A 25,205-nucleotide genomic window follows, 5' to 3' on the forward strand; every position below is an offset into this window, starting at 1 on the left:
CCCGGCCGCGAAGTCCTCCAACTGCGCCCGCACCCGAACGAGTTCCCGCTCATCCACGCATCGCACCCAAACACCACCACGACCCGCATACAAGCGACACGCCACAACGACCTAACAAAGCACTACTGGTACCCATGGTCAAGAACCACACCCTGGCCCGTGCCATCTCCGACGCGGCCTGGACCACCTTCCGTGAGCTGTTGACCTACAAGTGTCAGTGGTACGGCCGGGACCTGGTCGTGATCGACCGCTGGTACCCGTCGTCGAAGGTGTGCTCGTCCTGCGGACACCTCACGGAGAAGATGCCGCTGCACGTGCGGACGTGGACCTGCCGGTGCGGCACCGCCCACGACCGCGACGTAGACGCGGCACGCAACATCCTGGCCGCCGGGCTGGCGGTTGCTGCCTGTGGAGCTGGCGTAAGACCTCAACGCGGAAACCTCCGTACGGGGCAGCAGGCGACGAAGCAGGAAAACCCGAGGGTGACCACGGGAACCCCCGTCCATTAGGGCGGGGAGGATGTCAAGGATGGACCGTAGCCACGGCCCCACCGGCCCTCAATACTCGAACTTGCCATGCTGTCCGTACCTGATCATGACCCCGGTCGACGGCCGGGGTCGGCGAATCACCGACCGGTCCGGGCGGCTACCGTCAGGCCGGTGAGTACCGCATCTACCCGGGTCCTGCCCGCCGGCTCCGGTATCGCCGAGGCGGCCGGCGTGCTGCGGGCCGGCGGACTGGTGGCCTTCCCCACCGAGACGGTCTACGGCCTCGGCGCCAACGCGCTGGACGCCCGGGCGGTGGCGCGGGTGTTCGAGGCGAAGGCCCGGCCCCGGTTCGACCCGCTGATCACCCACCTGGCCACCGCCGACGACCTCACCGAGCTGGCCGGCCGGTTGCCCGCAGTGGCGCAGGCGCTCGCCGAGCGGTTCTGGCCGGGGCCGTTGACCCTCATCCTGCCCCGGCCGGCGGCGATCCCGCCGATCGTCACCTCCGGCCTGGACAGCATGGCCGTCCGGGTACCGGACCACCCGGTCGCCCGGGCGTTGATCGCCGAGGCCGGCATCCCGGTCGCCGCGCCCAGCGCCAACCGGTTCGGCCAGCTCAGCCCGACCCGTGCCGGACACGTGGTGGCCGGCCTGGGCGGTGCGGTGGACCTGGTGCTGGACGGCGGGCCGGCCCGGTGCGGCATTGAGTCGACCATCGTCGACGCCCGGGGGGACCGTCCGGTGGTGCGACGGCTCGGCGCGCTGCCGGTGGAGGAACTGGTCGAGGTGGTCGGCCCGGTCCAGGTCGACCCCGGCAACTCGGGCCAGCCCACGGCACCCGGTACGTTGGCCGCGCACTACGCACCGGGTACCCCGTTGCGGCTGGTCGACGCCGCCGACGCGGTCCCGCCGCCGGACGGGGTACGCCGGGGCTACCTGGCCCTGCGGGAGCGGCCGGCTGACGGGTACGCCGCCGTGGAGGTGCTCTCGGCCGCGGGTGACCTGACCGAGGCGGCGGCCCGGCTCTTCGAGGCCCTGCACCGGCTGGACGCCGCCGGGGTCACCGAGATCCTGGCCGAACCGGTACCGGACACCGGTCTGGGGCGGGCGATCAACGACCGGCTCCGCCGGGCGGCGGCCACCTGGCATTGACAGCCCGCCGACCGGCCCTCGCGGCGGGCCACCGGCTCCGTCGGTTCAGCCGGCGAGCCGGGTCACGTCGGTGACCGTGGCGTCGGCCGGCGGGGCGAACGCCGCCGGGTCGGCCTCGGTGGAGTACTCGCTCAACTCGATGGCGGCCTCCTCGCCGGTGTTCAGCCGGCCGCTGAACGAGGCCAGCACCCCGGCCTCCGTGACGCAGACCGAGAAGTCCTCGACCAGTTCGCCGGTACCGCCCTGCGGGTCGGTGATCCCGGTGACGTCCGCGCAGAGCGACGGCTGCCCGGCGATGGTCCGTTCCGAGGTACGCACGTCGCTGCTCGGGATGATCGCGGCGGCGGCGACCAGTCCGAGCGCCAGTTCCGGGGTGACGAAACCGGCGCCGGTCACCCCGGCGACCAGGGTGGCGTCGGCGGTGGCCGCGCTCGCGGCGGCGTTCGGTGCCGCCTGGCAGTCGGCACCGTCGCAGAGGATCAGGCTCTGCGGGGTGGAGATGATCCGGTCGTCGCCGTGGACGACAGCGGAGTTCGGCGGCGCCTGGACGATGGTGACCGTGCCACCCGTGCCACCGGTCACCGTGTACGTGCCGGTGTAGGTCAGGGTCGCCGCCCGGCCCAGCCGGTCGGCGAAGCCGCCCAGGGCGTTGGCGGTGTCCACGGCGTTCTGCACGGTGTCCAGGACACCGCAGCCGGCGCCGAGGGCGACGACGGTGGAGAGGGCGGCGAGGCGGGCTGCGGTCGTACCGGAGAAGGTCGTCATGCTGACGACGGTGCGGCCGGCGGCGGCCCCCCGGGGCGACCGGCGCCGGGGATGACACGAAACCGGGAGACCGGACCGTACCGGGGGACGGACCGGCCCCGGTGACCCGGCCCGGTGGACCCGGACGGTCCCTATGCTCGGCACATGGAACTGCGGATCTTCACCGAACCCCAGCAGGGCGCCACCTACGACCAGCTGCTCGCCGTGGCCCGGTGCGCGGAGGACGCCGGCTACGGCGCGTTCTTCCGCTCCGACCACTACCTGAAGATGGGTGACGTGAGCGGGGAACCGGGCCCGACCGACGCCTGGACCACCCTGGCCGGGCTGGCCCGCGACACCAGCCGGATCCGGCTCGGCACCCTGATGACCGCCGCCACCTTCCGGCTGCCCGGTCCGCTGGCGATCACCGTGGCCCAGGTCGACGCGATGAGCGGCGGCCGGGTCGAGCTGGGCATCGGGACCGGTTGGTACGACGCCGAGCACGCCGCCTACGGCATCCCGTTCCCCGCGCTGGGCGAGCGGTTCGACCGCCTCGAAGAGCAGCTGGCCATCGTCACCGGCCTCTGGGCCACCCCGCCCGGCGGGACCTTCGACTTCGCCGGTACCCACTACACGGTGACCGGGTCGCCGGCTCTGCCCAAGCCGGTCCAGTCGCCCCGCCCGCCGGTGCTGCTCGGCGGGATGGGCGCGAAGCGTACGCCCCGGTTGACCGCGCGCTACGCCGACGAGTTCAACCTGCCGTTCGTCAGCATCGAGGGCAGCGTCACCCAGTTCGACCGGGTCCGGGCCGCCTGTACCGCCATCGGCCGTGACCCGGCCAGCCTGCGGCTGTCCCACGCGCTGGTGCTCTGCTGCGGACGCGACGACACGGAGGTCGCCCGGCGGGCCGCCGCCATCGGCCGCGAGCCGGACGAACTGCGGGCCAACGGGCTGGCCGGTACCCCGGCCGAGGTGGTCGACAAGATCGGCCGGTACGCGGACACCGGCAGCGGGCGGATCTACCTCCAGATCCTCGACCTGGCCGACCTGGACCACCTGGAGCTGGTCGCCGCCGAGGTGGCCCCGCAGCTCGGCTGAGTGCCCGCGGCCCGGGGCGGACGGTCCACCCACGACGGTGGTAGACAGTCGGCAGCAGTCACCGACAACTGGGGGTGGGCCATGACCGAGGACGGTGTCACCGGGACGCGGGTCGAGGTGGAGGTCGAGGTCGACCTGCCACCCGGGGCGTTCTGGGATCTGATCACCGACGTCACCCGGATCGGCCAGTGGAGCCCCGAGTGCCGGTACGCCGGCTGGATCGCCCCCGCCACCTGGCCGCCCCGGGCCGGCGACCGGTTCGAGGCGCACAACGAGTTCCCCAACGGCATGGCCAACGACGTACGGTGCGTCGTCACCGAGGCGAACCGGCCGGTCAGCTACGCCTGGGTGGTACTCGACGACACCGCCGACCCGCAGCGGCCCGCCGTCCGCTGGCGCTACGACCTGTCACCCGCCGACGACCCGGGCCGGACCCGGGTCCGGCACAGCTTCGAACACGGCCCGGGCGACAGCGGCCTGCGCGCCATCATCCGGGGCACCCCGGAGCAGAGCGCCGCCATCGTCGAGGTCCGCCGCCGCCAGCTGCGGAAGAACATGACCGAGACGATCGAGGCGATGGTCCGGCACGCCCGCGCCGCCGGGGTGGACGCCGACTGAGCGGACGGTACGGATGGCCGGGAGGCGCAGATGAGCGGGAGGTGCAGATGAGCGGGACGCTGCACAACTGGGCCGGCAACGTCACCTTCACCGCCCGCCGGCTGCACCGGCCGGAGTCGGTCGACGAGCTGCGCCGGCTCGTCGCCCGCGCCGGACGGGTACGGGCGCTCGGCACCGGCCACTCGTTCAACCGGCTCGCCGACACCGACGGCGACCTCGTCTCGCTGGCCGGTCTGCCCCCGCTCGTCCGGATCGACCCCCGGCGGCACACGGTGACCGTGGCCGCCGGGGTCCGCTACGGCGAACTGGCCGCCCGGCTGCACCGCGAGGGGTACGCCCTGACCAACCTCGCCTCCCTGCCGCACATCACCGTCGCCGGGGCCTGCGCCACCGGTACCCACGGCTCCGGCGACCGGGTCGGCGGCCTGGCGACCGCCGTCGCCGGGCTGGACCTGGTCACCGCGACCGGCGAGCTGGTCCGGCTGACCCGGGACGACGACCCGCGCTTCCCCGGCGCCGTGGTGGCGCTCGGCGCGCTCGGCGTCGTCACCGCTCTCACCCTGGACCTGGTGCCGCACTACGACGTCGCCCAGCGGGTCTACCGGGACCTGCCGTTCGCCGCCCTGGTCGAGCGGCACGCGGAGATCTTCGCCAGCGGGTACAGCGTCAGCGCCTTCACCGACTGGGCCGGCCCGACCGTCGACCAGGTGTGGGTGAAGCAGGTGGTCGCTGCGCCGCCGCTTTCCGTCGACGCGCTGCCGCTTTCCGACGGTGGGCCGGAGCGGTGGGGTGCCCGGCCGGCTGCCGGCCCCTGCCACCCGGTGCACGGTATGCCGGTGGAGAACTGCACCACCCAGCTCGGCGTACCCGGGCCGTGGCACACCCGGCTGCCGCACTTCCGGCTCGACTTCACCCCGAGCAGCGGCGCCGAACTCCAGTCCGAGTACCTGTTGCCCCGTGCCCGCGCCGCCGAGGCGCTGACCGCCGTGGACGCCATCCGGCACCGGATCGCCCCGGTGCTCCAGGTCTCCGAGGTCCGTACCGTCGCCGCCGACGACCTCTGGCTCAGCCCGGCGTACCGGCGCGACAGTCTGGCGATCCACTTCACCTGGATCGCGGACACCGCCGCGGTGACCCCGGTGATCGACGCCGTGGAGGAGGCGCTCGCCCCGCTGGCCCCCCGACCGCACTGGGGCAAGCTGTTCCGCACCGACGTGGAGCGGGTACAGGCCGGGTACGACCGGCTCGCGGATTTCCGGGCCCTGCGCCGCGACCTCGACCCGGACGGCCGGTTCGGCAACGAGCTGGTCGACCGGTACCTCGACTGAGCGTGGCCGGCCCGCCGCCCGGGTACCGTTCGTCCCACCCGGTCGGCGGATGCCGTTCGTCATACCCGGCCGGCGGGTACAGTTCGTCCCGCCCGGCCGGCGAGGTGCCCCGGGGACGGGGGAGTGGCACATGGCGGACGCGGACGCGCTGGTCTCGGCGGCGGTGACCGCGCTGCGCGGCCCGGACACCCGGGCCACCGAACGGCACCTCGACCAGCTCGTCGTCGGCCCCGGCGGGCCGGACGGCGTCGTCGCCGTCGACACCGCCCTGTTCCGGCGCCTCGAACGGGCCGTCGGCCGGCTCTGGACCCGTGGCTGGCAGCCCGTCGACGTGGCCCGGATCGCCACCCGGCGGACCGGTCCGCGTACCGCCCAACTGGTGGTGGACCTGCTCGCCGCCGAACGGCGCGGACACCCCGCCGGCACGGTCGGCGACTGGTGGGACGCCCAGCTCGACGCGCTCGACGCCCGGGTCCGGTGGGACCGGGACGAGGCGTACCTGACCGGGTTCGCGGCCCGGGAGGGCACCGACCGGATCGACGTACTCCGGAACGCCGTCGAGGCCGTGGCGCTGCTGGAGAGCCTGCCCCCGGTGGCGCTGCTCCGGCCGCCGCCGGGTGGCGCACCGGTCGCCGCCACCGGTCCCGTCGCCGGTTCCGCCGGTGGGAGCGGTTCCCGGATGCTCGACCGGGTACGCGCCCTGCTGGCCAAGGCCGAGTCGACCGGGTACCCGGAGGAGGCCGAGGCGCTGACCGCCAAGGCACAGGAGCTGATGGCGCGGCACAGCATCGACGACGCGTTGCTGGCGACCGGCGGGCCGCAGGCCGACCAGCCGGGTGGTCTGCGGCTCGGCACCGACAGCCCGTACGAGGCGGCCAAGGCGCTGCTGGTGCAGCAGGTGGCCGAGGCGAACCGGTGCAGTTCGGTCTGGCAGGCCGATCTCGGGTTCGCCACCGTGCTCGGCTACCCCGCCGACCTGGACGCGGTGGAACTGCTCTACACCTCCCTGCTGGTGCAGGCGACCACCGCGATGCTGCGCGGCCGGACCGAGCGCCGCCGGGCCGGGGGCGGACGGCGTACCCGCAGCTACGACGAGTCGTTCCTGAACGCGTTCGCGTTGCGGATCGGGGAACGCCTGCGCCACGCCAGCGAGCAGGCCAGCCGGCAGGCCGTCGCCGACGAGGGGAACGACCGGCTGCTGCCGGTGCTCGCGGCCCGCTCCGACGCGGTCCGGGAGCGGGTCGACGCGCTCTTCCCCGGGGTACGCCGGCAGCGGTTGACCATCCGCGACGACGAGGGTTGGCTCTCCGGTACGGCTGCCGCCGACCGGGCCGCCCTGGGTGCCCCCGCCGCCAACGCTGTCGATCATGGAGTTGTGGCGCCCCGCAGAAGCCGCTAATCGGGGTACATCACCCACCACAAGGCCATGATCGACGGTGGGTGGGCGGTGGCCGCGAGAATGACCCGGTGTATTTCGGCATCCTGGGGCCGGTCGAGGTGCGGACGGCGGACGGCCGGTCGGTACCGCCGGGCGGTCCGCAACTCCGCGCGTTGCTCGCCCTGCTGCTGCTCGACGCGGGGCGGGAGGTCGGCACGGGCCGGCTGATCGAGGGGCTGTACGGCGACAGCCCACCGGGCAACGCGGCGAACGCGTTGCAGTCGCAGGTCTCCCGACTGCGCCGGGTACTGCGCGCCGCCGGGCCGCCCGGACCGCACCGGACGCTCGTCGAGTCCGGCCCGGTCGGCTACCGGCTGGCCGTCGACCCGGACGCCGTCGACGCGTACCGGTTCACCCGGCTGGCCCGGGCCGGTCGCACGGCCCTCGCCGCCGGGGACCCGGCCCGGGCGGTGCACCTGCTCACCGACGCCCTCGACCGGTGGCGGGGTGCGGCGCTGGCCGACGTCGCCGACGCGCCCTTCGCGGCGGCACCGGCCGCCCGGCTGGAGGAACTCCGGTTGACGGCGGTCGAGGACCGGGCGGAGGCGGTCCTCGCCCTCGGCGAACGGGACGGCCCGATCGCCGAACTGCGGGACCTGGTGGCCGCCCATCCACTGCGGGAACGCCCCCGGGGCCAGCTCATGCGGGCACTGTCCGGGGCCGGGCGGACGGCCGACGCGTTGGCCGTCTACGCCGACCTGCGGCGGGTACTCGCCGAGGAACTCGGCACCGAGCCCTCCGCCGAGCTGGCCATGGTGCACCTGGCCGTGCTGCGCGGCGAGCCCGTGACGTCCCCGGCCCGGCCGGCCGCACCGGCGTCGGTCGGGCCACTGGTCCGAGCGGTCGCACCGGCGTCGGTCGGTCCACCGGCCGCACCGGCCCCGGTCCCGCTGGGCGCCGCACCGGAGTCCCCGGCCGCACCGGTCCGGCCGGCCCTGCCGGCACCGGTGAGCAGCTTCGTCGGCCGGGTCGACGAGCTGGCCCACCTCGGCCGGTTGCTCGACACCGCCCGGCTGGTCACGGTCACCGGGCCCGGCGGGGTCGGCAAGACTCGGCTCTGCGTCGAGGTGGCCAGCCGGCGTCCGGACGAGATCTGCTTCGTCGGCCTCGCGCCGCTCACCGACGGTGACCAGGTCGCCCCGGCTGTCCTGGCCGCGCTCGGACTGCGCGAGGCGGGCCTCACCGGCACCGTCGTCGGGCCGTCCGCTTCGGACAGCGACCTCGCGGCCCGTTCCCTCGGACGCCTGGTCACCGCCCTTACCGGCCGGCGCATCCTGCTCGTCCTCGACAACTGCGAGCACCTGGTGGCGGGCGCCGCCCGGCTCGCCGCAGCCCTGCTGGGCGCCTGCCCCGACCTGCGGATCCTGACCACCAGCCGGGAACCGCTCGGCATCACCGGCGAACTGCTCCACCCGCTGGCGCCGTTGGACCTGCCGCCGGCAACCGTCGGGACGGCACCGGACCCGGATCTCGTACTCCGGTCCGCCGCCGTTCGGCTCTTCGTCGACCGGGCCACCGCCGTACGCCCCGACTTCGCCGTCGACGCCGGCAACGTGGCGACGGTGGTCCGGGTCTGCACCGCCCTCGACGGCCTGCCGTTGGCGATCGAGCTGGCGGCGGTACGACTGCGGGCGCTGCCACTGGACGAGGTGGCGGCCCGGCTCGACGACCGGTTCCGGCTGCTGACCCGGGGGGACCGGACGGTCCTGCCCCGGCACCGGACCCTGCGGGCGGTGGTGGAGTGGAGCTGGGACCTGCTGACCGGGGCGGAACGCCGGTTGGCCCGCCGGCTGACGGTCTTTGCCGGTGGGGCCACCCTGGCCGCCATCGAGCAGGTCTGCGCACCGTTCGACGCGGAGACCGGCTCCGTTGACGCCGGGACCGAAGCCGTTGACGCCGAGGACACCGGGACCCACAGCGCTGACGCCGGGGACACCGGGATCGACACCGTTGACGCCGGTGACACCGACGCGGAAGCCGTGGACGTCGCCGACCTGCTGGCCGGGCTGGTCGACCGGTCGCTGGTCGAGATCGTCGACGGCCGGTACCGGATGCTGGAGACGATCCGGGCGTTCGGCGCCGAGCGGCTGACCGAGGCGGGTGAGGCGGAACGGTACCGACGGGCACACGCCGGACACCTGCTCGGGCTGGCCCGCGTCGCGGACCCGTGGCTGCGCCGGGCCGAGCAGATCACCTGGCTGTCCCGGCTCGCCGCCGAGCACCGCAACCTCCAGGCCGCCCTGCGCTGGGCGGTACACGCCGACCCCCACCTGGCGTTGCGCCTCGTCGGCACCCTCTCCGCCTACTGGCACCTGCGCGGGTCGCGCAGCGAGGTCGCCCCGCTGGCGGCGGAGCTGCTCCGTGCGGTGGGCGACGAACCACCGCCCGGACTGACCGAGGAGTACGTCCTCTGCCTGTTCCACGCCGCCTACGCGGTCGGCGTCACACCGGACCTGCTGGACCGGGCCGGTCGGCTGGTCGCCGGCCTGCCCGGGCCGCCCCGGCAGCCGTACCTTCTGGTGTTCTGGGCGCAGCTCGGTGGCCCACCCGGCGGGGACGCCGCGGACCGGGCCTGGTTGATCGGTCCGGAGCCCTGGCCCCGGGCACTGCACCGGTTCGGTACCGGATTCCTCCGGCTCTTCCAGGGGGAGCTGTCGGCGGCGGAGGCCGAACTCCGTCCGGCGCTGGCCGGTTTCCGTTCGGTGGGCGACCGGTGGGGGACCGCTCAGGTGCTGGACGCCCTGGCGTGGCTCGCCGACCGCCGGGGCGACCGGGCGGCGAGTCTCGCCCTCACCGACGAGGCGTTGGACCTGGTCGGGCAGCTCGGTGCCGGGGAGGAGGTGGCCGAACTGAGCTGCCGGCGGGGCGACCGGCTGCGGCGGGCCGGCGATCTGGCCGGGGCGCGAGCCGACTACGTGGCGGCGGCCGGTCTCGCGGCCCGGTTCGGTCTGCCGCTCGCGCTGGCGCAGGCCCGCTCCGGGATCGGCACCGTGGACCGGCTCGCTGGTGACCTGGCCTCGGCCCGGTCCCGGCAGGAGCAGGCGCTGGCCGCGTGCGCCGACGGATGGCTGGACTCCGGTATCCGGGTGCGGGCCCTGGGGGAGCTGGGTCGGATCGCCGAGGCGCAGGGGAACGTCGGGTCGGCCCACTCCCGGCACGCCGAGGCGGTCCGGACCGCCCTGGGCCTGCGGAACCTGCTCGACGTGGCCGACGCCGCCGAAGGGCTGGCCGGGGCGGTCCTGCTGGGCGGCGACCCGGCCGGGGCGGCCTGGCTGCTCGGTGTCACGGAGGCGCTGCGGGGCCCCGGCGTACCCGGCGACCCGGACCTGGCCCGGGTGGTCGCCGGGGCCCGCGCCCGGCTCGGACCGGCCGGGTACGCCGAGGCGTTCGGCCGGGGTGTGTCGGCGGGTCCGACGGCGGGACTCGCCGCGCTGGCGGCCCTGGTCGGGGCCGCCGTCCCGGGCACCAGGGCGGAGTCGGTCGGGGTCGACGCTCCGGGCACCGGCGAGGAGTCGGTCGGGGCCGCCGTCCCGGGCACCGGCGAGGAGTCGGTCGGGGCCGCCGTCCCGGGCACCAGTGCGGGGCCGGTCAGCGGCCGGTCAGCGGCCGGTGCGGGGCCGGTCAGCGGGCGGGCCGACGGTGGTGTCGAGGGAGCACGACCCACCATCTGACGAGGAGAGCCGGACATGGCCGACCCGAGCGTAGCCCCGACCATAGACCGGACCGGCGACGTGCCGGTCGACCAGCCGGGCGGCCCCGCTGCGGCAGCAGCGGCCCCCGGGCCGCCACCGGCCACGCCCGCCGGACGTCCGTCCGGCGCCGGCCCCGAGCGGCGTACCCGGTGGTGGCGCCGCCCCTGGGTGGGTCCGCTGGCGGTGGTCGCGGTCGCGTTCGTCGCGTTCTCGCTGCCTCCTTACCTCACCCTCGACCCGGCCCGCTCGCGGATCCCCACCCCCTCGGACCTCGGTTGGTACCACCCGATGCTGGTGGTGCACGTCGTCTTCGGTGCGGTCGCCCTGCTGACCTGCTGCCTCCAGGTGTGGCCCCGGTTCCGGCGCCGGTACCCGGTCGCGCACCGCCGCATCGGTCGGGTGTACGTCTTCGCCGGGGTACTGCCGGCGGTCGCGGTCGGCCTGCCGCTCGGTGCGGTCAGCCCGTTCGGGCCGGTGGCCCGGGTCAGCAACGTCCTGATGGCCAGCCTCTGGCTGCTCTGCACCGTGGCCGGGTACCGGGCCGCCCGGCAGCGCCGGTACGGCGACCACCGCCGCTGGATGGTGCGGAGTTTCGCGCTGACCGCGTCGATCATCACGAACCGGGTGTGGGGTGTCGTCTGGACCATCGCCCTGTGGCCGCAACTGGACACCACGTTCGGCGGGGACCAGGAGCGGCTGACCCAGACCGTCGCCGGGATCACCACCTGGCTCGGCTGGGTGCTGCCGCTGCTGATCGCCCAGTGGTGGCTGGACCGGACGTCGACGTCCCGCCGCTGAGCGGGTGATCCGTTCAGCCGCTGAGCCGCTGATCCGTTCACCGGTGTTAAGCGGGGGCCCTTCCTCTACCGAAAACGTTAATGGGGGGCCCTTCCTTGCAGCTTCTCGCGGAGGGTGGCGCGCTGGACGGCCCGGCTGATGTCACTGGGGGAGACGATCCCGACCAGCCGGCCGTCGGCCACCACCAGGGCCCGCCCGTCCGCGCACTCGCTCAGCCGGGGCAGCAGATCGGTCAGCTCCTCGTCAGGGCGGGCGAGGACCAGCTCGTCGGCCCGGCAGGAGACCTCGCCGAGGGTGGTACCGGCCCGACGGTCGGTCGGGATGCCGCGTACCCGGTCCAGGGTGACCAGGCCCACCGGCCGGTCGTCCTCGGTCAACGGCAGCGCCGAGTGCCGGTACGCGAAGAGGTAGTGGTCGACGAAGTCGGCGACGCTCACCCCGGCGGCGACGGTCTGCGGTTGCGGGGTCATCACGTCGGCGACCCGCACCCCGCGCAGCGCGGCACCCATCCGGGCCTGCCGTTCCTCCATGCCGGCGGCCCCGATCAGGAACCAGCCGATCAGGGCCAGCCAGAGCCCGCCGACCGCCGCGCCGGCCAGGAACTGCCACAGCCCGAACGCGATCAGCAGGGCGCCGAGTCCCCACCCGGCCCGGGCCGCCACCACGGCGGCCCGGTTCCGGTCGCCGGTCCACTTCCACACGGCGGCCCGCAGCAGCCGCCCACCGTCCAGCGGCGCGGCGGGCAGCACGTTGAACACGGCGAGGATCAGGTTGATGCCACCCAGCCAGGCGAACGCGCCGACCAGCAGGCCGTCCTGCCCGACGACGGCCAGGGCGACGGCGATCGCCCCGAAGAAGAAACCGATCAGCAGGCTGACCAGCGGCCCCACCCCGGCGATGCGCAGTTCCGCACCCGGGTTGGGGGCGTCGCCGCGCAGTTCCGCCACCCCGCCGAAGAGCCACAGGGTGATCCCGGAGACCCCCAGGCCGTTGCGTTTCGCCACCACCGCGTGGGAGACCTCGTGGGCGAGCAGGCCGGCGAAGAAGACCACCGCCGCGCTCAGCCCGGCCAGCAGGTACGCCCAGCCGGGTTCACCCGGGTACGCCTGGGGGAACTGCCGGGCGGACAGCCCCCAGGCGATCAGGCCGAAGATCACCAGGACGCTCCAGTTCACGCCCACCGGTACCCCGGCGATCCGGCCGAGCCGGAAAGTGGCCCTCATGTCCGCTGATCCGTCCGCATGTCCGGCCGGATACCCCGGCTGGCGGGGACCAACCGTCGTCGTCCGGTCACCTCGCCGGTGAAGTCGCTGACAATTCGCCGCGAAAGTGGTCAACCTGCCTGACCTGCGGTAACTCTGGACCGATGCGCCTGCGCCCACCCCTGAACAGGTTCCTCCCCCTGCTGCTCTGCGGCCTGCTCGCGGGGCTCGTCGTGGCCGCCGCCGTGCTGCCGGCCAACCTCGCCCTCGGACTGGTGGTCCGCTCGGCCGCCGGCGCGTACGCCGACCTGCCCGAGGTGCTGCGCACCCCGGCCACCGCCCAGCGGTCGTACCTGTACGCCCGGGACGGCAGGACGCTGATCACGACGTTCTACGACGTCAACCGCACCGATGTCGGGATCGACGAGATCGCTCCGGTGATGCGGCAGGCGATCGTGGCCGCCGAGGACACCCGGTTCTACCGGCACACCGGGGTCGACCTGAAGGGCCTGGCCCGGGCCGCCGTGGCCAACGGTCTCGGTGGGGAGGTCCGCCAGGGCGCCTCCACGCTGACCATGCAGTACGTCCGTAACGTGCTCAAGTCCGACCCGACGCTGACGCAGGAGGAACGGGAGCAGGCCACCGCCGAGACCGTCGGGCGCAAACTCCAGGAGATCCGCTACGCCGTCGCGCTGGAGAAGCAGCTCGGCAAGGACGAGATCCTCAACCGCTACCTGAACATCGCCTACTTCGGGGCCGGCGCGTACGGCATCGCCGCCGCCAGCGAGCGCTACTTCGACAAGACCCCGGCGCAGCTCACCCTCGGCGAGGCGGCGCTGCTGGCCGGGCTGGTGCAGTCGCCGGAGGCGTACAGCCCGATCGGCGGGGACCTCGACGCGGCGGTGGCCCGCCGGTCGTACGTGCTGGACGCGATGGTCGGTACCGGGGCGATCAGCCGGGAACAGGCCGACCAGGCACGGACCGAGCCGGTGGAACTGAAACCCACCGAACAGCCCAACGGGTGCGTCGCCGTCCCGTCGGCGCACGACGACTGGGGCTTCTTCTGCGACTACCTGCGCCGCTGGTGGCTGGAGCAGCCGGCGTTCGGGTCGACCGTCGAGGAGCGCGAGCAGGCGCTGCGCCGGGGCGGCTACACGGTGGTCACCTCGCTCGACCCGGTCGCGCAGGCGTCCGCGGTGCGCAACGTCGCCGACGTCTACGGGTACGACAACCCGCGTGCCCTGCCGGTGGCGGCGGTGGAGCCGGGTACCGGCCGGGTCCGGGCGATGGCGGTCAACCGGCACTACAGCCTCGCCGACAACCCCGCCGGTCAGGTCAACCACCCGAACACGGTGAACCAGCTGGTGGCCGGTGGTGGGGCGATCGACGGCTACCAGGCGGGTTCGACCTTCAAGCTGTTCACCATGCTGGCCGCGCTGGAGGCGGGCCTGCCGCTGGACACCGGTTTCGACGCGCCGAGCCGGCTGCCCACCCGGTACCCGGACGACGGGCCGGACAACTGCAACGGCACCTGGTGCCCCGGCAACGCCAACCCGGAGCGGATGGACGGCTACCGGACCATGTGGGACGGCTTCGGCCGCTCGGTGAACACCTACTTCGTCTGGCTCTCGGAGCGGGTCGGCCCGGCGAAGGTGGTGGAGCTGGCGCAGCGGCTCGGGATCACCTTCCGGGCCGGCACGGATGCCGCGTTCGCGGCGGACAACGCCGCCAACTGGGGTTCGTTCACCCTGGGCGTGGCCGCCACCACCCCGCTGGAACTGGCCAACGCGTACGCCACGGTCGCCGCCGAGGGCGTGTACTGCGCGCCGCTGCCGGTGGAGTCGGTGACCGCGCCGGACGGGACCGCCGTACCGGTGCAGCCGTCCTGCCGGCGGGTGCTCGACCCGGACGTGGCCCGCGCGGCGACCGACGCCGCCCGCTGCCCGGTCGGTCAGCAGTCCGCCTTCGGGCGCTGCGACGGCGGTACCGCCACCGGCGTCGCCCGGATCATGGACGGCCGGCCGGTGGCCGGCAAGACCGGCAGCTCGGAGCAGAACGCCACCGAGACCTTCGTGGCCTTCACCCCGCAGCTCGCCGTCGCCGGGATCGCCGCGAACCCGGACGACCCGACCGACTCGGTCGGCGGCCCGGTGCAGTCGCAGGTGATCGCCGCGGTCGCGCAGATCATGGCGGACACGCTGAAGGGCCAGCCGGTACGCCCGTTCACCCCGCCGAGCGCCGCGTTGGCCTTCGGTGCCGACGGCCCGTCCGGACCGCCGAGCGACCCACCGGTGGACCGCCGGGCCGGGCAGCAGGAGAACCGGCAGCCGGCCGGGGGCGGCTGGCGCAGTGGGCTGGCCGGTACCGGTACGACCGGCTGAGCCGGTGACCGGGTGGCCGGTACCCGGGTCGCCACCTCGACGCGTTAGGGTCCTGATCTGCTGTGGACCGACGCTGGGGATGGGGAGAAGTGGCAGAACTTACCGGCAAGGTCGCCCTGGTCACCGGCGGTAGCCGGGGTATCGGCGCGGCGATCGCCGACCGGCTGGCCCGGGACGGGGCGGACGTGGCGATCACCTTCGTCAGCGCGGAAGGGCCGGCGAAGGACGTCGTCGCCGGGATCGAGGCGCGTGGGCGGCGCGGGCTGGCGGTCCGGGCCGACAACGCCGACGGGGAGGCCGTGGCCCGCGCCGTGGACCGGGTGGTCGCAGAGTTCGGCCGGCTGGACATCCTGGTCAACAACGCGGGGGTGTTCTCGCACGGGCCGGTGGAGGAGGTCACCACGGCCGACCTGGACCGGGCGATCGCGGTGCACGTACGCGGGGCGTTCCTGGTGACCCAGGCGGCGGTGCGGCACCTGACCGAGGGGGGCCGGATCATCAGCATCGGCAGCAGCTTCACCGGGCGGGTGGCCTTCGGTTCGGTCAGCGTCTACGCCATGACGAAGAGCGCGCTGAACGGTCTGACCCGGGCGCTGGCCCGGGAACTCGGCCCCCGGGGGATCACCGTGAACGTGATCCATCCCGGCTCCACGGACACCGACATGAACCCGGCCGACGGCGCCACGTCGGACCGGCAGCGGTCGTTCATCGCCCTCGGGCACTACGGCGCGGCGGTCGACGTGGCCGCCACGGTCAGCCACCTGGCCGGTCCGGGCGGCCGGTACATCACCGGTGCGGCCATCGCCGTCGACGGCGGCATCACCGCCTGACCGGTACGGGCCCGGCAGGTCGCGGCGCCGACCGGGCCGTTCTGTCGGGACAGGGCAGGACGGGACGGACGTTTCGCGGGCGATCCGGGATAGTGGGGCGGGTGACCGACCTGACCGACGACGGATTCCGCTGGCTTGAGGACCTTGACACCGCCGAGGCGACGGACTGGGTGGGGGAGCGCAACGCCGAGACGGTCGCCGGGTACGCCGACGACGACACGTTCCGGCGGCTGCGCGACGACCTCCGGCAGGTACTCGACGCCGACAACCGGCTGCCGTATCCCACCTGGCGCGGCGAGCATCTCTACAACTTCTGGCGGGACGCCGCCCATCCCCGGGGACTGTGGCGACGGACCACCCTGGAGAGTTACCGGAAGCCGGAACCGGACTGGGAGGTGCTGCTGGACGTCGACGCCCTGGCCGCCGCCGAAGGGGAGAACTGGGTCTTCAGCGGCGTCGCCATGCTCCGTCCCGGGTACCGCCGCTGCCTGGTCAGCCTCTCCCGGGGTGGCGCCGACGCCACGGTGGTCCGCGAGTTCGACGTCGCGCAGCGGGCCTTCGTCCCGGACGGCTTCCACCTGCCCGAGGCCAAGACCACGGTCGACTGGATCGACGAGGACCACATCTACGTCGGCACCGACTTCGGTCCGGGCTCGCTGACCAGCTCCGGTTACCCCCGGGTGGTCCGCCGCTGGCGGCGGGGCACGCCGCTGGCCGAGGCCGAGACCGTCCACGAGGGTCACCCGGACGACGTCAGCGTCTACGCCACCCACGATCCCACCCCCGGGTACCCCCGGGACTTCGTCGGCCGGCAGTTGGACTTCTTCCGCAACGAGAGCTACCTGCGGACGCCGGAGGGCGACCTGGTCCGCATCGCGGTACCCGAGGACGCGAGCTGGGACGTGCACCGCGAGTGGCTGCTGGTCCGGCTGCGGTCGGCGTGGACGGTGGACGGGGTCGACCATCCGGCCGGTGCCCTGCTGGTCGCCCGGTTCGACGACTTCCTGGCCGGGCGGCGTGACCTGACGGTGCTCTTCACCCCGGACGGGCACACCGCGTTGAGCTACCACGTGTGGACCCGGGACCATCTGATCCTGGTCCTGCTCCGGGACGTCCGGAGCCACCTGGAGGTGCACACCCCGACCGCCGACGGCTGGCAGTGTCGTGCCCTGGCCGGCGGGGACGACTTCGACCACGTCGCCGTCGTGGACACCGAACCGGACCTGAGCAACGGGTACCTCGTCTCGGCCACCGGCTACACCCGGCCGTCCACGCTCAGCCTCGGTGAGGTCGACGGACCGGTGCAGCAGCTCAAGGCCGAGCCGGCCTTCTTCGCCCCGGACGGGCTCACCGTCCGGCAGTTCTTCGCCACCTCCGCCGACGGCACCCGGGTGCCGTACTTCGTCGTCGGCGACCCGGCGGCCACCGACGCGCCGACCCTGCTCACCGCGTACGGCGGGTTCGAGGTGCCGATGGTCCCCGGGTACGACCCGCTGGTCGGGCGGGGCTGGCTCGCCCGGGGCGGCACCTACGTGGTGGCCAACATCCGGGGTGGCGGCGAGTACGGTCCGCAGTGGCACCACGCGGCGATGCGGGAGCGCCGGCCCCGCGCCTACGAGGACTTCGCGGCGGTCGCCACCGACCTGGTGCAACGGGGCATCACCACCCCGGCCCGGCTGGGCATCCGGGGTGGCAGCAACGGCGGCCTGCTGATGGGGGTCATGCTGACCCGGTACCCGACCCTCTTCGGGGCGGTCGTCGCCACCGTCCCCCTGCTCGACATGCGCCGCTACCATCTCCTGCTCGCCGGAGCCTCCTGGATGGCCGAGTACGGCGACCCGGACGACCCGGCGGACTGGGCCTACCTGCGCGAGTTCTCCCCCTACCACCAGGTACGCGCCGGGCAGCCCTACCCGCCGGCCCTCTTCGTCACCTCGACCCGGGACGACCGGGTGCACCCCGGACACGCCCGCAAGATGGTGGCCCGGCTCCGTGGGCACGGGTACGACGTCGCCTACTACGAGAACGTGGAGGGCGGGCACGGTGCCGCCGCCGACAACGCGCAGCGGGCCTTCATCTCCGCGCTGACCATGCACTTCCTCTGGCAGCACCTGACCGCAGCGGGGTGACGACCGGCCCGGACCGGACCGGACGGTGTGACCGGTCGGTCCCGGCAGGGTCCACCGGCGGCGACCCGACCCCGACCGACCGGTCGGGGTCGGATCGACCGGCCGCTGACCGTCCGGTGTCCGGGACCGGCCCGACCCGTCGGGGAACGCTGATCGGCCCGATCCGGTCACCCACCGTTCCGGTCCCGGTACCCCGATGATCGGCAGGGACCCGCCCCGCTCAGCCGGTTACCGCACCCCGGCCACGGCCGCAGAATCTGCCGGGTGACCAGTCCCACACCGTCCGAACCGGACCGTCCATATTCGCCGCTGCCGCCCGGGTACGCCCCGCCCGCCGCGCCGGCCCGGCACCGTTCGTCCGCGCAACGCACCGCCATCATCCTCGGCTCGGTGGCCCTGTCGGTGCTGCTGCTCTGCGGCGGCTGCCTGGCCGGCCTGGGCGCCCTCACCGACGACGACCCGACCGGGGCGACGCCGGACCGGGCGTCGGCCGAGCGCACCGCCGCTGCCGCCGGCCCGACCGTCGGTACGCCGACCGCCCCGGCCGCCGTCCCGGCCACCCCGTCGTCGCTGCCGACCACCACCGGGCCCACACCGACCGCCGCCGCGCCGGTGGTGCAGACCCGGGAGGTGACCGAGCAGGCCCGGATCCCGTACGCCGAGCGGACCGTGAAGGACCCCTCTCTGGCCAAGGGGAAGCGGGTGGTCCGGGTCCGTGGGGTGGCCGGCGTGCGTACCCTCACCTACCGGATCACCGTGACCGACGGCGTGCAGACCGGTCGGGTGCTGGTCCGGTCGGTGGTCACCCGGGCCCCGGTGACCCAGGTGGTGGCGGTGGGCACCAGGGAGACGTCCCGCTGCGACCCGAACTACAGCGGCGCCTGCGTACCGATCGCCAGCGACGTGGACTGCGCCGGGGGCGGCGGCAACGGGCCGGCGTACGTGCAGGGGCCGGTCCGGGTCGTCGGTGACGACATCTACGACCTGGACCGCGACGGTGACGGCGTGGGCTGCGACTGACGCAACCATTGCGACTGACGCAACCGCGCGACCGGGCCGACGACCTCGGGCCGGCTCGACCATGGCCGCACTCACGTCGGTGCGGGACGGCGGTCGGTCTCCCCGGCCGCCGTCCCACACCGGGGTCAGTCGCCGGGCGTCGACTCCGGCTTGTGCCCGACCACCAGTTCCCAGGTACCCGGGAGCACCTCGACCTTGTCGAAACCGGTCCGGGTCAGCAGCCCGGTGTAGAACTCCACGTCCCGCAGCCGGCTGACGCAGCTGTCCACGCCGATCAGGAAGTACGACCAGAAGAACTGCATCGCCAGCCGGTCCGGGGTGCGGAACTCCTCGCAGATCAGCAGCATCCCGCCCGGCGGCAGGGCCTGGTACGCCTTCTCCACCAGCCGCCGGGCGACGTCGGTCGGCCAGTCGTGCAGCACCCGGACGAAGGAGAGCACGTCGTAGCCGGTGGGCAGTGGCTCGGCGAGAAAGTCGCCGCCGACGAAACCGAGCCGTTCCCCGTGCCCGGAGCGGGCCCGGGTCTCGTCGACGAGGGCTTCCACCGCAGGCAGGTTGTAGACGTCGACGGTCAGCTCCGGGGCGTCGGCGAGGACCCCGACGGCCAGCGTGCCGTCGCCGCCGCCGACGTCGAGGAACCGGCGTCGCCCCGGCCAGAGCTGGTGGGCGTGCCGGTGGAACGTCTCGACGACCGGGCCGAGCCCGACGGCCATACTCCGCTCGAAGGCCGCGGTCTGCTCGTCCGTCCGGGGCGGCCAGGCGAAGTCGTCGTCGGTCAGGCTCACCTCGCCCCGCAGGCTCTCCGCCAGCCGGCCGTGCAGCAACCGCCACGGGTACCGGTCCCGGTCGCGTTCCTGCGCGTCCGGGCCGACGACCGCCACCACGGCCGCCCTCAGCCCTGGGACGGCCCGGTAGGTGGCCGTGCCGATGTCGTCGCCCGGCTCGTCGCGGACCAGGCAGCCCAGGCTCTCCAGGCAGTCCAGGAACTTGTACAGCCGCAGCGGGCGGACCCCGAACCGGGTGGCGAGGTCACCGAGGGTGGCCGGTCCCGGCTCCAGTGCGTCGAGCAGCCCCAGTTCGAGGGCGGTGGTCAGGACGTCCATCGCCTTGGGTCCGTTGACCAGCAGGCTCATCAGGGCCCGTGGGGAGAGTGTGACGTTCAACGGCGGTTCTCCTGCAACTCTTCCTCCAGTGCGTCCATGAACTCGTCGATCTCGTCGAGGGTGTTGTAGACGTGCGGACCGATCCGCAGGTAGCCGCGCCAACTGCAGATCAGGTTCCGGGCGGCCAGGCGGCGTTTGACCGCTTCGCCGTCCGGCACGTCCAGCCCCACCACACCGCCCCGGCGGTCCGGTTCGACCTGGCTGACCACCCGGATGCCGGCGGCGTCGGCCCGGGCCAGGATCCGGTCCGTGCAGGCCAGCGAGTGCGCCCGGATCGTGTCGATGCCGATGCCGGCCAGCAGGTCCAGGCCGACCTGGGAGACGAGGGCGGTGAGCGGGAACGGGGTGCCCCCGGCGAACCGTTGGGCGCCGTCGGCCCACCCCGTGGAGGGCTGGAAGCTCAGGGCCCGGTCACCGGCCTGCCATCCGGTCGCCGCCGGCTCCAGGTCGGGCAGCAGGTCGGGCCGGGCGTACAGGAAAGCCGTCCCGATGCCGCAGAGCCACTTGTGCGCCCCGCCGAGGACGAAGTCGACGCCGAGCGCGGTGACGTCGAACGGGACGACCCCGATGCTCTGGTACGCGTCGACGACCACCAGGGCACCCGCCTCGTGCGCCCGGGCCACCAGCCGGGGCAGGTCGAGGGTGGCCCCGGAGGAGAAACTGGCGTGCGGTACGCACACCAGCAGGGTGCGCTCGTCGATCCGGTCGGCCAGGGCGTCCTCGTCGAACCGGGGGCCGCCGGAGCCGACCACGTCGACCACGGCCCCGTACCGGCGGAAGGCGTTCCAGATGAACGGGACGGTCGGGAACTCCAGGTGGGTGGTCAGCACCCGGTTGCGGGGGGCCCGGTAGTCGAAACAGGAGGCGATCCGGGTCAGCAGGGTGCTCAGGTTCGCGTCGGTGACGATGCTGCCGGGCGGGGCGCCGACGAACGCTTCGAGGCTGGCGACGTACCGGTCCAGGCCCTCGTGCCAGCCCAGCCAGACGTCGTCCCGCCAGGTGCACAGGGTGTCCCAGTAGCGGGTCAGCACGTCCTGCGCGCCCTGTGGTACGGCGCCGGTGGAGTTGCTGTTCAGGTAGACGCCGGTGCGCAGTACCGGGAACCGGGCGCGTAGTTCGTCGTTCACGCCGGCTCCGGGGCGACAACGGGTTCGGTCACGGGGTACGGCCTCCAGTTCGGCGCGGGGATCGGGTGGTGAAGACCGGGATGGACCGGACCTCGGCGAGATAGGGGGTGCCCTCGGTGTAGCCGGTGCCCGGCCGGGTGCCGAGCATCCGGACGGCCAGCCGGTAGTGGGTCTGCCGCCACTGGAGGACGGCGGCGGCGAACTCGGTCATCCGCTGGTCGAGCAGCTGCCGCTGCGGCCCGGTCAGCCCGCCGGACCCGACCGCCGAGCGGTACGCCTGCTCCACCGACGGCTGGCCGGCGAGCAGGCGGTCGCGTAGCTCCGGTACCGACCGGTAGGCGGCGGAGTCCAGCCGGGGCTCCTCCGGCGGGCGGCACAGCGACTCCATCAGCTTGTACGAGCGGGACTGGATGGCGCTGGCCCCCTCGGTGTAGACCCGGAACGTCCGGAACGACTCGGGCTGCATCGTGGCCAGCAGCGAGAACAGCGGAGCCGCGAGGTTGAGCTGGTCCCGGGCGTACCCGAGCCGCTCGGCGGCCGGCTCGACGAGCCGTTCGTCGAGCGCGGTGATGGTCGCCCGCAGTTCCCCGGCGAGCAGGGCGAACGTGCACTCGTACGCCTGGAGCACCCGGATGAACAGGTACTCGTCGTGGACCAGGTAGACCGGGAGCATGGTCAGCTCCAGCAGTTGCGCCCGACGGGCGTCGACGGCCGCCGCGTGCAGGGCGGCTGCCGCGGCGGCCGGCTCCCGGTCGGCGACGGAGTCGGACAGGCCCAGCCGGGTCAGGGCCGGCGCCGCCGACCGGAGTCCCAACCGGTACCGCTTGACGACCAGGGCCGGCTCCGGCCGTTGCTGGGGGAGCAGGTCGGTGGTGCCGGCCCCGGCGGCCGACTCGAACGCCAGGGCGTCGGCGACCAGCGCGAGGAAGAGCTGGTCCCGGTCGCGGCGGGCGGCGGTCGGATCGGTGGTGACGCCGACGGTCGGTACGTCGTCCACGTGGTCCGCCCCCGGCATCCGGAACAGGTTCAACGCCAGGTAGCTGCGGTAGTCGTACCGGCCGTCCCACTTGTCCAACGCGACGTCGAGGAAGTCCCGCAACAGCCGGGTCGGGGGGTGTTCCCCGGGGCCGGTGACCGGTCCGGCCGGTGGTACCGGTTGGGCGTCGCGGATCTGGTCGAGCAGGGCGAGGAGTTCCTTGTCGACGAAGTGCTTGCCGGTCCGGCGGAATTCCGCCACCACCGCGGAGTACGGAAAACTGCCGGGATCAGCGCCACCGGACAGCCAGTTCGTCAGCTCGCGCACGAACCGTACCTCAGCAATCTTAAATTTTGATAGACACGGACGGTTGCCTTCTGGCTCTTTCGGAGCCCGGTGCCGGATGTCGGACGGCGCTGTCAGGACATGTCGGCGGGAGAAGTGTGACCGCCCCTGGGGAGATTGGCGCGCACCTCCCAGAGCTCCGGGAAGAAGCGGTGGTCGATCAGCTTGGCGAGCATGGTGGCCGGGGAACCCGGGGTGCCGAGTGGGCCGTGACTGCCGATCCGAATGGCGATCTTGTAGTGGCGGACCCGCCACAGCGAGATCCGCTCGTCCCACTCCACCATCGCCTCGGCCAGCCGGTACACCGGGTCGGCCGGGTCCGCGCAGTAGAGTTTCAGCAGGTCGATGCCGCGTTCGGCGAGGAGCCGGGCGAATGCCTGGCCGAGTCGGCGGCTGGCCGCCTGGGCCTGCTTCCAGCCCGGCGACTCGGCTCCCGAGCCGTTGCCCAGGGCGGGTTGCAGCGCCTGGAAGTCGGCCGGCGTCAGGTGACGGAACATCTCCAGCTGCTCGGTGACCAGCCGGATCCCCAGCGCCGCCCGGTTCAGCAGCAGTTCCGCCTGGCTCAGTTGGCCGTCGTCGATACGTGCCGTCGCCTCGCTCAACTCGGCCACGGCCAGTTTGAGCCACAACTCGGTGGACTGGTGCACCACCTGGAAGAGCAGTTCGTCGCGGTGGATCCGCTCCTCCGGACGTCGTTGCAGGTCGAGCAACGTGTCGGTGCGCATGTATCGGGCGTAGTCCGTGTCACCTTCACCGGGCAGCACGGGTGAGTAGTCTCGTTTCACGAAGTATTCCCTTTCCGCCGGTGTCGGTGCGATCCGACCCGCCACGGTCCCCACGAATAGTTGCGCTGCTCATTATCCATGGACCATTGACAATCTATTGACCGCCCCCGGATCTTGCCCGCTGCGCAAGGAAGGGCCCCTTCTTATCGCTTTTCGCATAAGAAGGGGCCCTTATTAACGGGTTTGACTAGCTCAGCCGTGCCCCCACGTGGATGGCCACCGCGTCGTGCGCGGGGATGTCCGCGCGGAACCAGCCGCCGGAGTCCACGGTGATCACCGGGCCGGAGCAGGTACCGGCACCGAAGTTGCCGTGGATCACGTCGCAGTACCGGCCGGCCGGCAGGCCGGTGTAGTACGAGCGGCCGGTGACGGCGAAGTCCTCGTCGTTGATCGTGATGAAGCCCTTGCCGGTACGGCTGAAGGCGATGTGCTGGTAGCCGTTGTCGTACCAGTTGGACAGCCCGGCACCCTCGGTGGCGTTGCGGAAGCCGACCATGTTGGCGATCACCTGCCAGCGGTGCTCGCACTCCCAGCCCGAGAAGCAGGTGGTGTTGAGGGTCTTGTTGGCCCCGTCCGAGGGCGGACCCTGGTCGCGGTTGGCGAAGGTGTAGCTGGACATGACGGTGGGCGATCCGTACGGGTAGGCCAGCATGAAGGCGTTCGCCAGGGCGTAGATGCCGCCGTCGCGGTAGGTCAGCACCCCGCCGACGTCGCGCTGGGTGTCGTGGTTGTCCACGAAGGTGGCGGCCACGCTGCTCGGCAGGTGCCCCCAGCCCTCGCCGAAGTTCTTCAGGTAGGCCAGCCGCTCCGAGCGGAACACCCGGGCCAGGTCCTTGCCGTAGCGGAACTCGTGCACGTCACCGTTGCCGGTGTACTCGCCGGGGCCGATCGGTTCGCCCGCGCCGTAGATGACCTCCTGGACGATGTACGCCGACCGGGAGAGCTTGCCCTTGATTGCCGCGATGTCGGCGGCCGGCATGTGCTTGCTGGCGTCCAGCCGGAAGCCGTCCACGCCGAGGGAGAGCAGGTCGTTCATGTACCCCGCGATCCGGGTACGGACGTAGTCGGACTCGGTCTTCAGGTCGGAGAGGTTGACCAGCTCGCAGTTCTGCACCTCCCACCGGTCGTTGTAGTTGGTGATCTCGTTGCCGGCGTTGCGGCCGCAGTAGTGGAAGTCCTGCGGACCGTAGATGCCCGGGTAGTCGTAGTGGCCGTACGTCGAGCCGGCCCACCCGGTGCCGCCGTTGTCCTGGCCGGACATGTGGTTGATGACGGTGTCCACGATGACCTTCACGCCCGCCGCGTGACAGTCGTTCACCATGGTCTGGAACTGCGCCCGGGTGCCCTTGCGCGACTCGATCCGGTAGCTGACCGGCTGGTAGGCCAGCCACCACTGGTTGCCCCGGACGTGCTCCTGGGGCGGCGACACCTGCACGTACCCGTAGCCACGCGGGCCAAGGAAGTTCTTGCATTCGTTTGCGACGGAGGGCCAGTTCCACTCGAACAGGTTCGCGATCACCTTCTTGCTCCCGCTGGGAGCCGCCGTGGCCGGGGGAGTGGCCACGGCGAGGGGAGTGAGCAGCGCGGCAGCCATACCTGCGGCGAAGGCCGAGGACAGCAGTCGACGTCTACGCATCGAGACTCCTGACAGTTGGGGGATGGTGGTGATGAACACAGTGGGGGAACGTTCCGGTTACCTACTGCAAGGTAACTGAAATTTTGCGCAAAGATTACAAGGGGATTTCAGCGAGTGTCAATGCATGGATGGGTCTCGCTGTCCCGCAGTGCCGACGTGGCCGTCCGGATCGGGCCGACGGGCCTGGCCGACCCGGCCGGCGCCGGGCAGTGGGCGGTCAGGGGCGCGCCGGAGGCCCGGTCCGGGTCGCGGGGG

18 protein-coding genes and 1 pseudogene are annotated in these 25,205 nt (G+C 73.2%); 12 read left to right on the top strand and 7 right to left on the bottom strand.

Annotated elements, in window-relative coordinates; translation table 11 throughout:
* The first annotated feature begins 134 nt into the window (after positions 1–134).
* Together GSF22_RS10635 and GSF22_RS10640 are read left to right on the top strand one after the other, a co-directional pair.
* Complete coding sequence (locus GSF22_RS10635) at positions 135–509, top strand: RNA-guided endonuclease InsQ/TnpB family protein (protein ID WP_208813351.1); 375 nt, start codon at positions 135–137, stop codon at positions 507–509.
* 174 nt (positions 510–683) lie between these two features.
* A complete protein-coding gene (locus tag GSF22_RS10640) occupies positions 684–1,640 on the top strand; it encodes an L-threonylcarbamoyladenylate synthase (RefSeq protein ID WP_208813365.1) in 957 nt (318 codons plus the stop codon).
* A 45-nt stretch (positions 1,641–1,685) separates the two neighbouring features.
* On the opposite strand, the gene GSF22_RS10645 is transcribed toward GSF22_RS10640, so the two are convergent.
* Positions 1,686–2,405: a hypothetical protein gene (locus GSF22_RS10645; protein ID WP_208813352.1), complete on the bottom strand. Its 720-nt coding sequence runs from the start codon at positions 2,403–2,405 to the stop codon at positions 1,686–1,688.
* A gap of 144 nt (positions 2,406–2,549) precedes the next feature.
* Here GSF22_RS10645 and GSF22_RS10650 point away from each other — a divergent pair, with 144 nt between their 5' ends.
* The 6 genes from GSF22_RS10650 (at position 2,550) to GSF22_RS10675 (ending at position 11,356) form a co-directional block, all read left to right on the top strand.
* Complete coding sequence (locus tag GSF22_RS10650; RefSeq protein ID WP_208813353.1) at positions 2,550–3,482, top strand: LLM class F420-dependent oxidoreductase; 933 nt, start codon at positions 2,550–2,552, stop codon at positions 3,480–3,482.
* 81 nt (positions 3,483–3,563) lie between these two features.
* Complete coding sequence (locus tag GSF22_RS10655) at positions 3,564–4,100, top strand: SRPBCC family protein (RefSeq protein ID WP_208813354.1); 537 nt, start codon at positions 3,564–3,566, stop codon at positions 4,098–4,100.
* 47 nt (positions 4,101–4,147) lie between these two features.
* Positions 4,148–5,428, top strand: a complete 1,281-nt coding sequence (locus GSF22_RS10660; RefSeq protein ID WP_208813355.1) for an FAD-binding protein — start codon at positions 4,148–4,150, stop codon at positions 5,426–5,428.
* A gap of 130 nt (positions 5,429–5,558) precedes the next feature.
* The gene (locus GSF22_RS10665) at positions 5,559–6,827 is read left to right on the top strand and encodes a DUF2786 domain-containing protein (protein WP_208813356.1); all 1,269 of its coding nucleotides are present in this window, start codon (positions 5,559–5,561) and stop codon (positions 6,825–6,827) included.
* A 68-nt stretch (positions 6,828–6,895) separates the two neighbouring features.
* Positions 6,896–10,537 (top strand): AfsR/SARP family transcriptional regulator, encoded by a 3,642-nt coding sequence (locus tag GSF22_RS34675; RefSeq protein WP_307803902.1) that lies wholly within the window; start codon positions 6,896–6,898, stop codon positions 10,535–10,537.
* A 15-nt stretch (positions 10,538–10,552) separates the two neighbouring features.
* On the top strand, positions 10,553–11,356 hold the full coding sequence (locus tag GSF22_RS10675) for a DUF2306 domain-containing protein (protein WP_208813357.1): 804 nt from the start codon (positions 10,553–10,555) through the stop codon (positions 11,354–11,356).
* Positions 11,357–11,433: 77 nt separating this feature from the next.
* Here GSF22_RS10675 and GSF22_RS10680 read toward each other — a convergent pair whose 3' ends face one another.
* Entirely contained in the window at positions 11,434–12,579 is a 1,146-nt protein-coding gene (locus tag GSF22_RS10680; RefSeq protein WP_208813358.1) for a site-2 protease family protein, read from the bottom strand.
* 143 nt (positions 12,580–12,722) lie between these two features.
* Between GSF22_RS10680 and GSF22_RS10685 the strand changes: the two are divergent.
* The 4 genes and pseudogenes from GSF22_RS10685 to GSF22_RS10700 all read left to right on the top strand — a co-directional run bounded on the left by GSF22_RS10685 (position 12,723) and on the right by GSF22_RS10700 (position 18,918).
* Positions 12,723–14,947, top strand: a pseudogene (locus GSF22_RS10685) (transglycosylase domain-containing protein).
* Positions 14,948–15,028: 81 nt separating this feature from the next.
* Complete coding sequence (locus GSF22_RS10690; protein WP_208813360.1) at positions 15,029–15,769, top strand: SDR family NAD(P)-dependent oxidoreductase; 741 nt, start codon at positions 15,029–15,031, stop codon at positions 15,767–15,769.
* 101 nt (positions 15,770–15,870) lie between these two features.
* Positions 15,871–17,898: a prolyl oligopeptidase family serine peptidase gene (locus GSF22_RS10695; protein ID WP_307803904.1), complete on the top strand. Its 2,028-nt coding sequence runs from the start codon at positions 15,871–15,873 to the stop codon at positions 17,896–17,898.
* Positions 17,899–18,162: 264 nt separating this feature from the next.
* A complete protein-coding gene (locus tag GSF22_RS10700; RefSeq protein WP_307803906.1) occupies positions 18,163–18,918 on the top strand; it encodes a G5 domain-containing protein in 756 nt (251 codons plus the stop codon).
* Between the two features lie 125 nt (positions 18,919–19,043).
* On the opposite strand, the gene GSF22_RS10705 is transcribed toward GSF22_RS10700, so the two are convergent.
* The 5 genes from GSF22_RS10705 to GSF22_RS10725 all read right to left on the bottom strand — a co-directional run bounded on the left by GSF22_RS10705 (position 19,044) and on the right by GSF22_RS10725 (position 24,950).
* Complete coding sequence (locus GSF22_RS10705) at positions 19,044–20,081, bottom strand: methyltransferase (RefSeq protein WP_208813361.1); 1,038 nt, start codon at positions 20,079–20,081, stop codon at positions 19,044–19,046.
* A complete protein-coding gene (locus GSF22_RS10710) occupies positions 20,078–21,208 on the bottom strand; it encodes an aminotransferase class V-fold PLP-dependent enzyme (protein ID WP_307803907.1) in 1,131 nt (376 codons plus the stop codon). The genes GSF22_RS10705 and GSF22_RS10710 overlap by 4 nt, the downstream gene beginning before the upstream one ends.
* Positions 21,209–21,236: 28 nt before the next feature.
* Positions 21,237–22,511, bottom strand: coding sequence for a tryptophan 2,3-dioxygenase family protein (locus tag GSF22_RS10715; protein WP_208813362.1), 1,275 nt, complete (start codon positions 22,509–22,511; stop codon positions 21,237–21,239).
* Positions 22,512–22,603: 92 nt separating this feature from the next.
* Positions 22,604–23,314: a tryptophan 2,3-dioxygenase family protein gene (locus GSF22_RS10720; RefSeq protein WP_208813363.1), complete on the bottom strand. Its 711-nt coding sequence runs from the start codon at positions 23,312–23,314 to the stop codon at positions 22,604–22,606.
* A gap of 187 nt (positions 23,315–23,501) precedes the next feature.
* Positions 23,502–24,950 carry an alpha-amylase gene (locus tag GSF22_RS10725; protein WP_208813364.1) on the bottom strand — a complete coding sequence of 483 codons (1,449 nt, stop codon included), beginning with the start codon at positions 24,948–24,950 and terminating at the stop codon, positions 23,502–23,504.
* Positions 24,951–25,205 lie beyond the last annotated feature (255 nt).

It is taken from the genome of Micromonospora echinofusca (genome assembly GCF_017614955.1).
Classification (GTDB): domain Bacteria; phylum Actinomycetota; class Actinomycetes; order Mycobacteriales; family Micromonosporaceae; genus Micromonospora; species Micromonospora echinofusca_A.

Coding starts and splice junctions, on each gene's coding strand:
- GSF22_RS10635 (WP_208813351.1), top strand. CDS start 135: ATGGTCAAGAACCACACCCTGGCCCGTGCCATCTCCGACGCGGCCTGG.
- GSF22_RS10645 (WP_208813352.1), bottom strand. CDS start 2,405: ATGACGACCTTCTCCGGTACGACCGCAGCCCGCCTCGCCGCCCTCTCC.
- GSF22_RS10650 (WP_208813353.1), top strand. CDS start 2,550: ATGGAACTGCGGATCTTCACCGAACCCCAGCAGGGCGCCACCTACGAC.
- GSF22_RS10655 (WP_208813354.1), top strand. CDS start 3,564: ATGACCGAGGACGGTGTCACCGGGACGCGGGTCGAGGTGGAGGTCGAG.
- GSF22_RS10660 (WP_208813355.1), top strand. CDS start 4,148: ATGAGCGGGACGCTGCACAACTGGGCCGGCAACGTCACCTTCACCGCC.
- GSF22_RS10665 (WP_208813356.1), top strand. CDS start 5,559: ATGGCGGACGCGGACGCGCTGGTCTCGGCGGCGGTGACCGCGCTGCGC.
- GSF22_RS10675 (WP_208813357.1), top strand. CDS start 10,553: ATGGCCGACCCGAGCGTAGCCCCGACCATAGACCGGACCGGCGACGTG.
- GSF22_RS10680 (WP_208813358.1), bottom strand. CDS start 12,579: ATGAGGGCCACTTTCCGGCTCGGCCGGATCGCCGGGGTACCGGTGGGC.
- GSF22_RS10725 (WP_208813364.1), bottom strand. CDS start 24,950: ATGCGTAGACGTCGACTGCTGTCCTCGGCCTTCGCCGCAGGTATGGCT.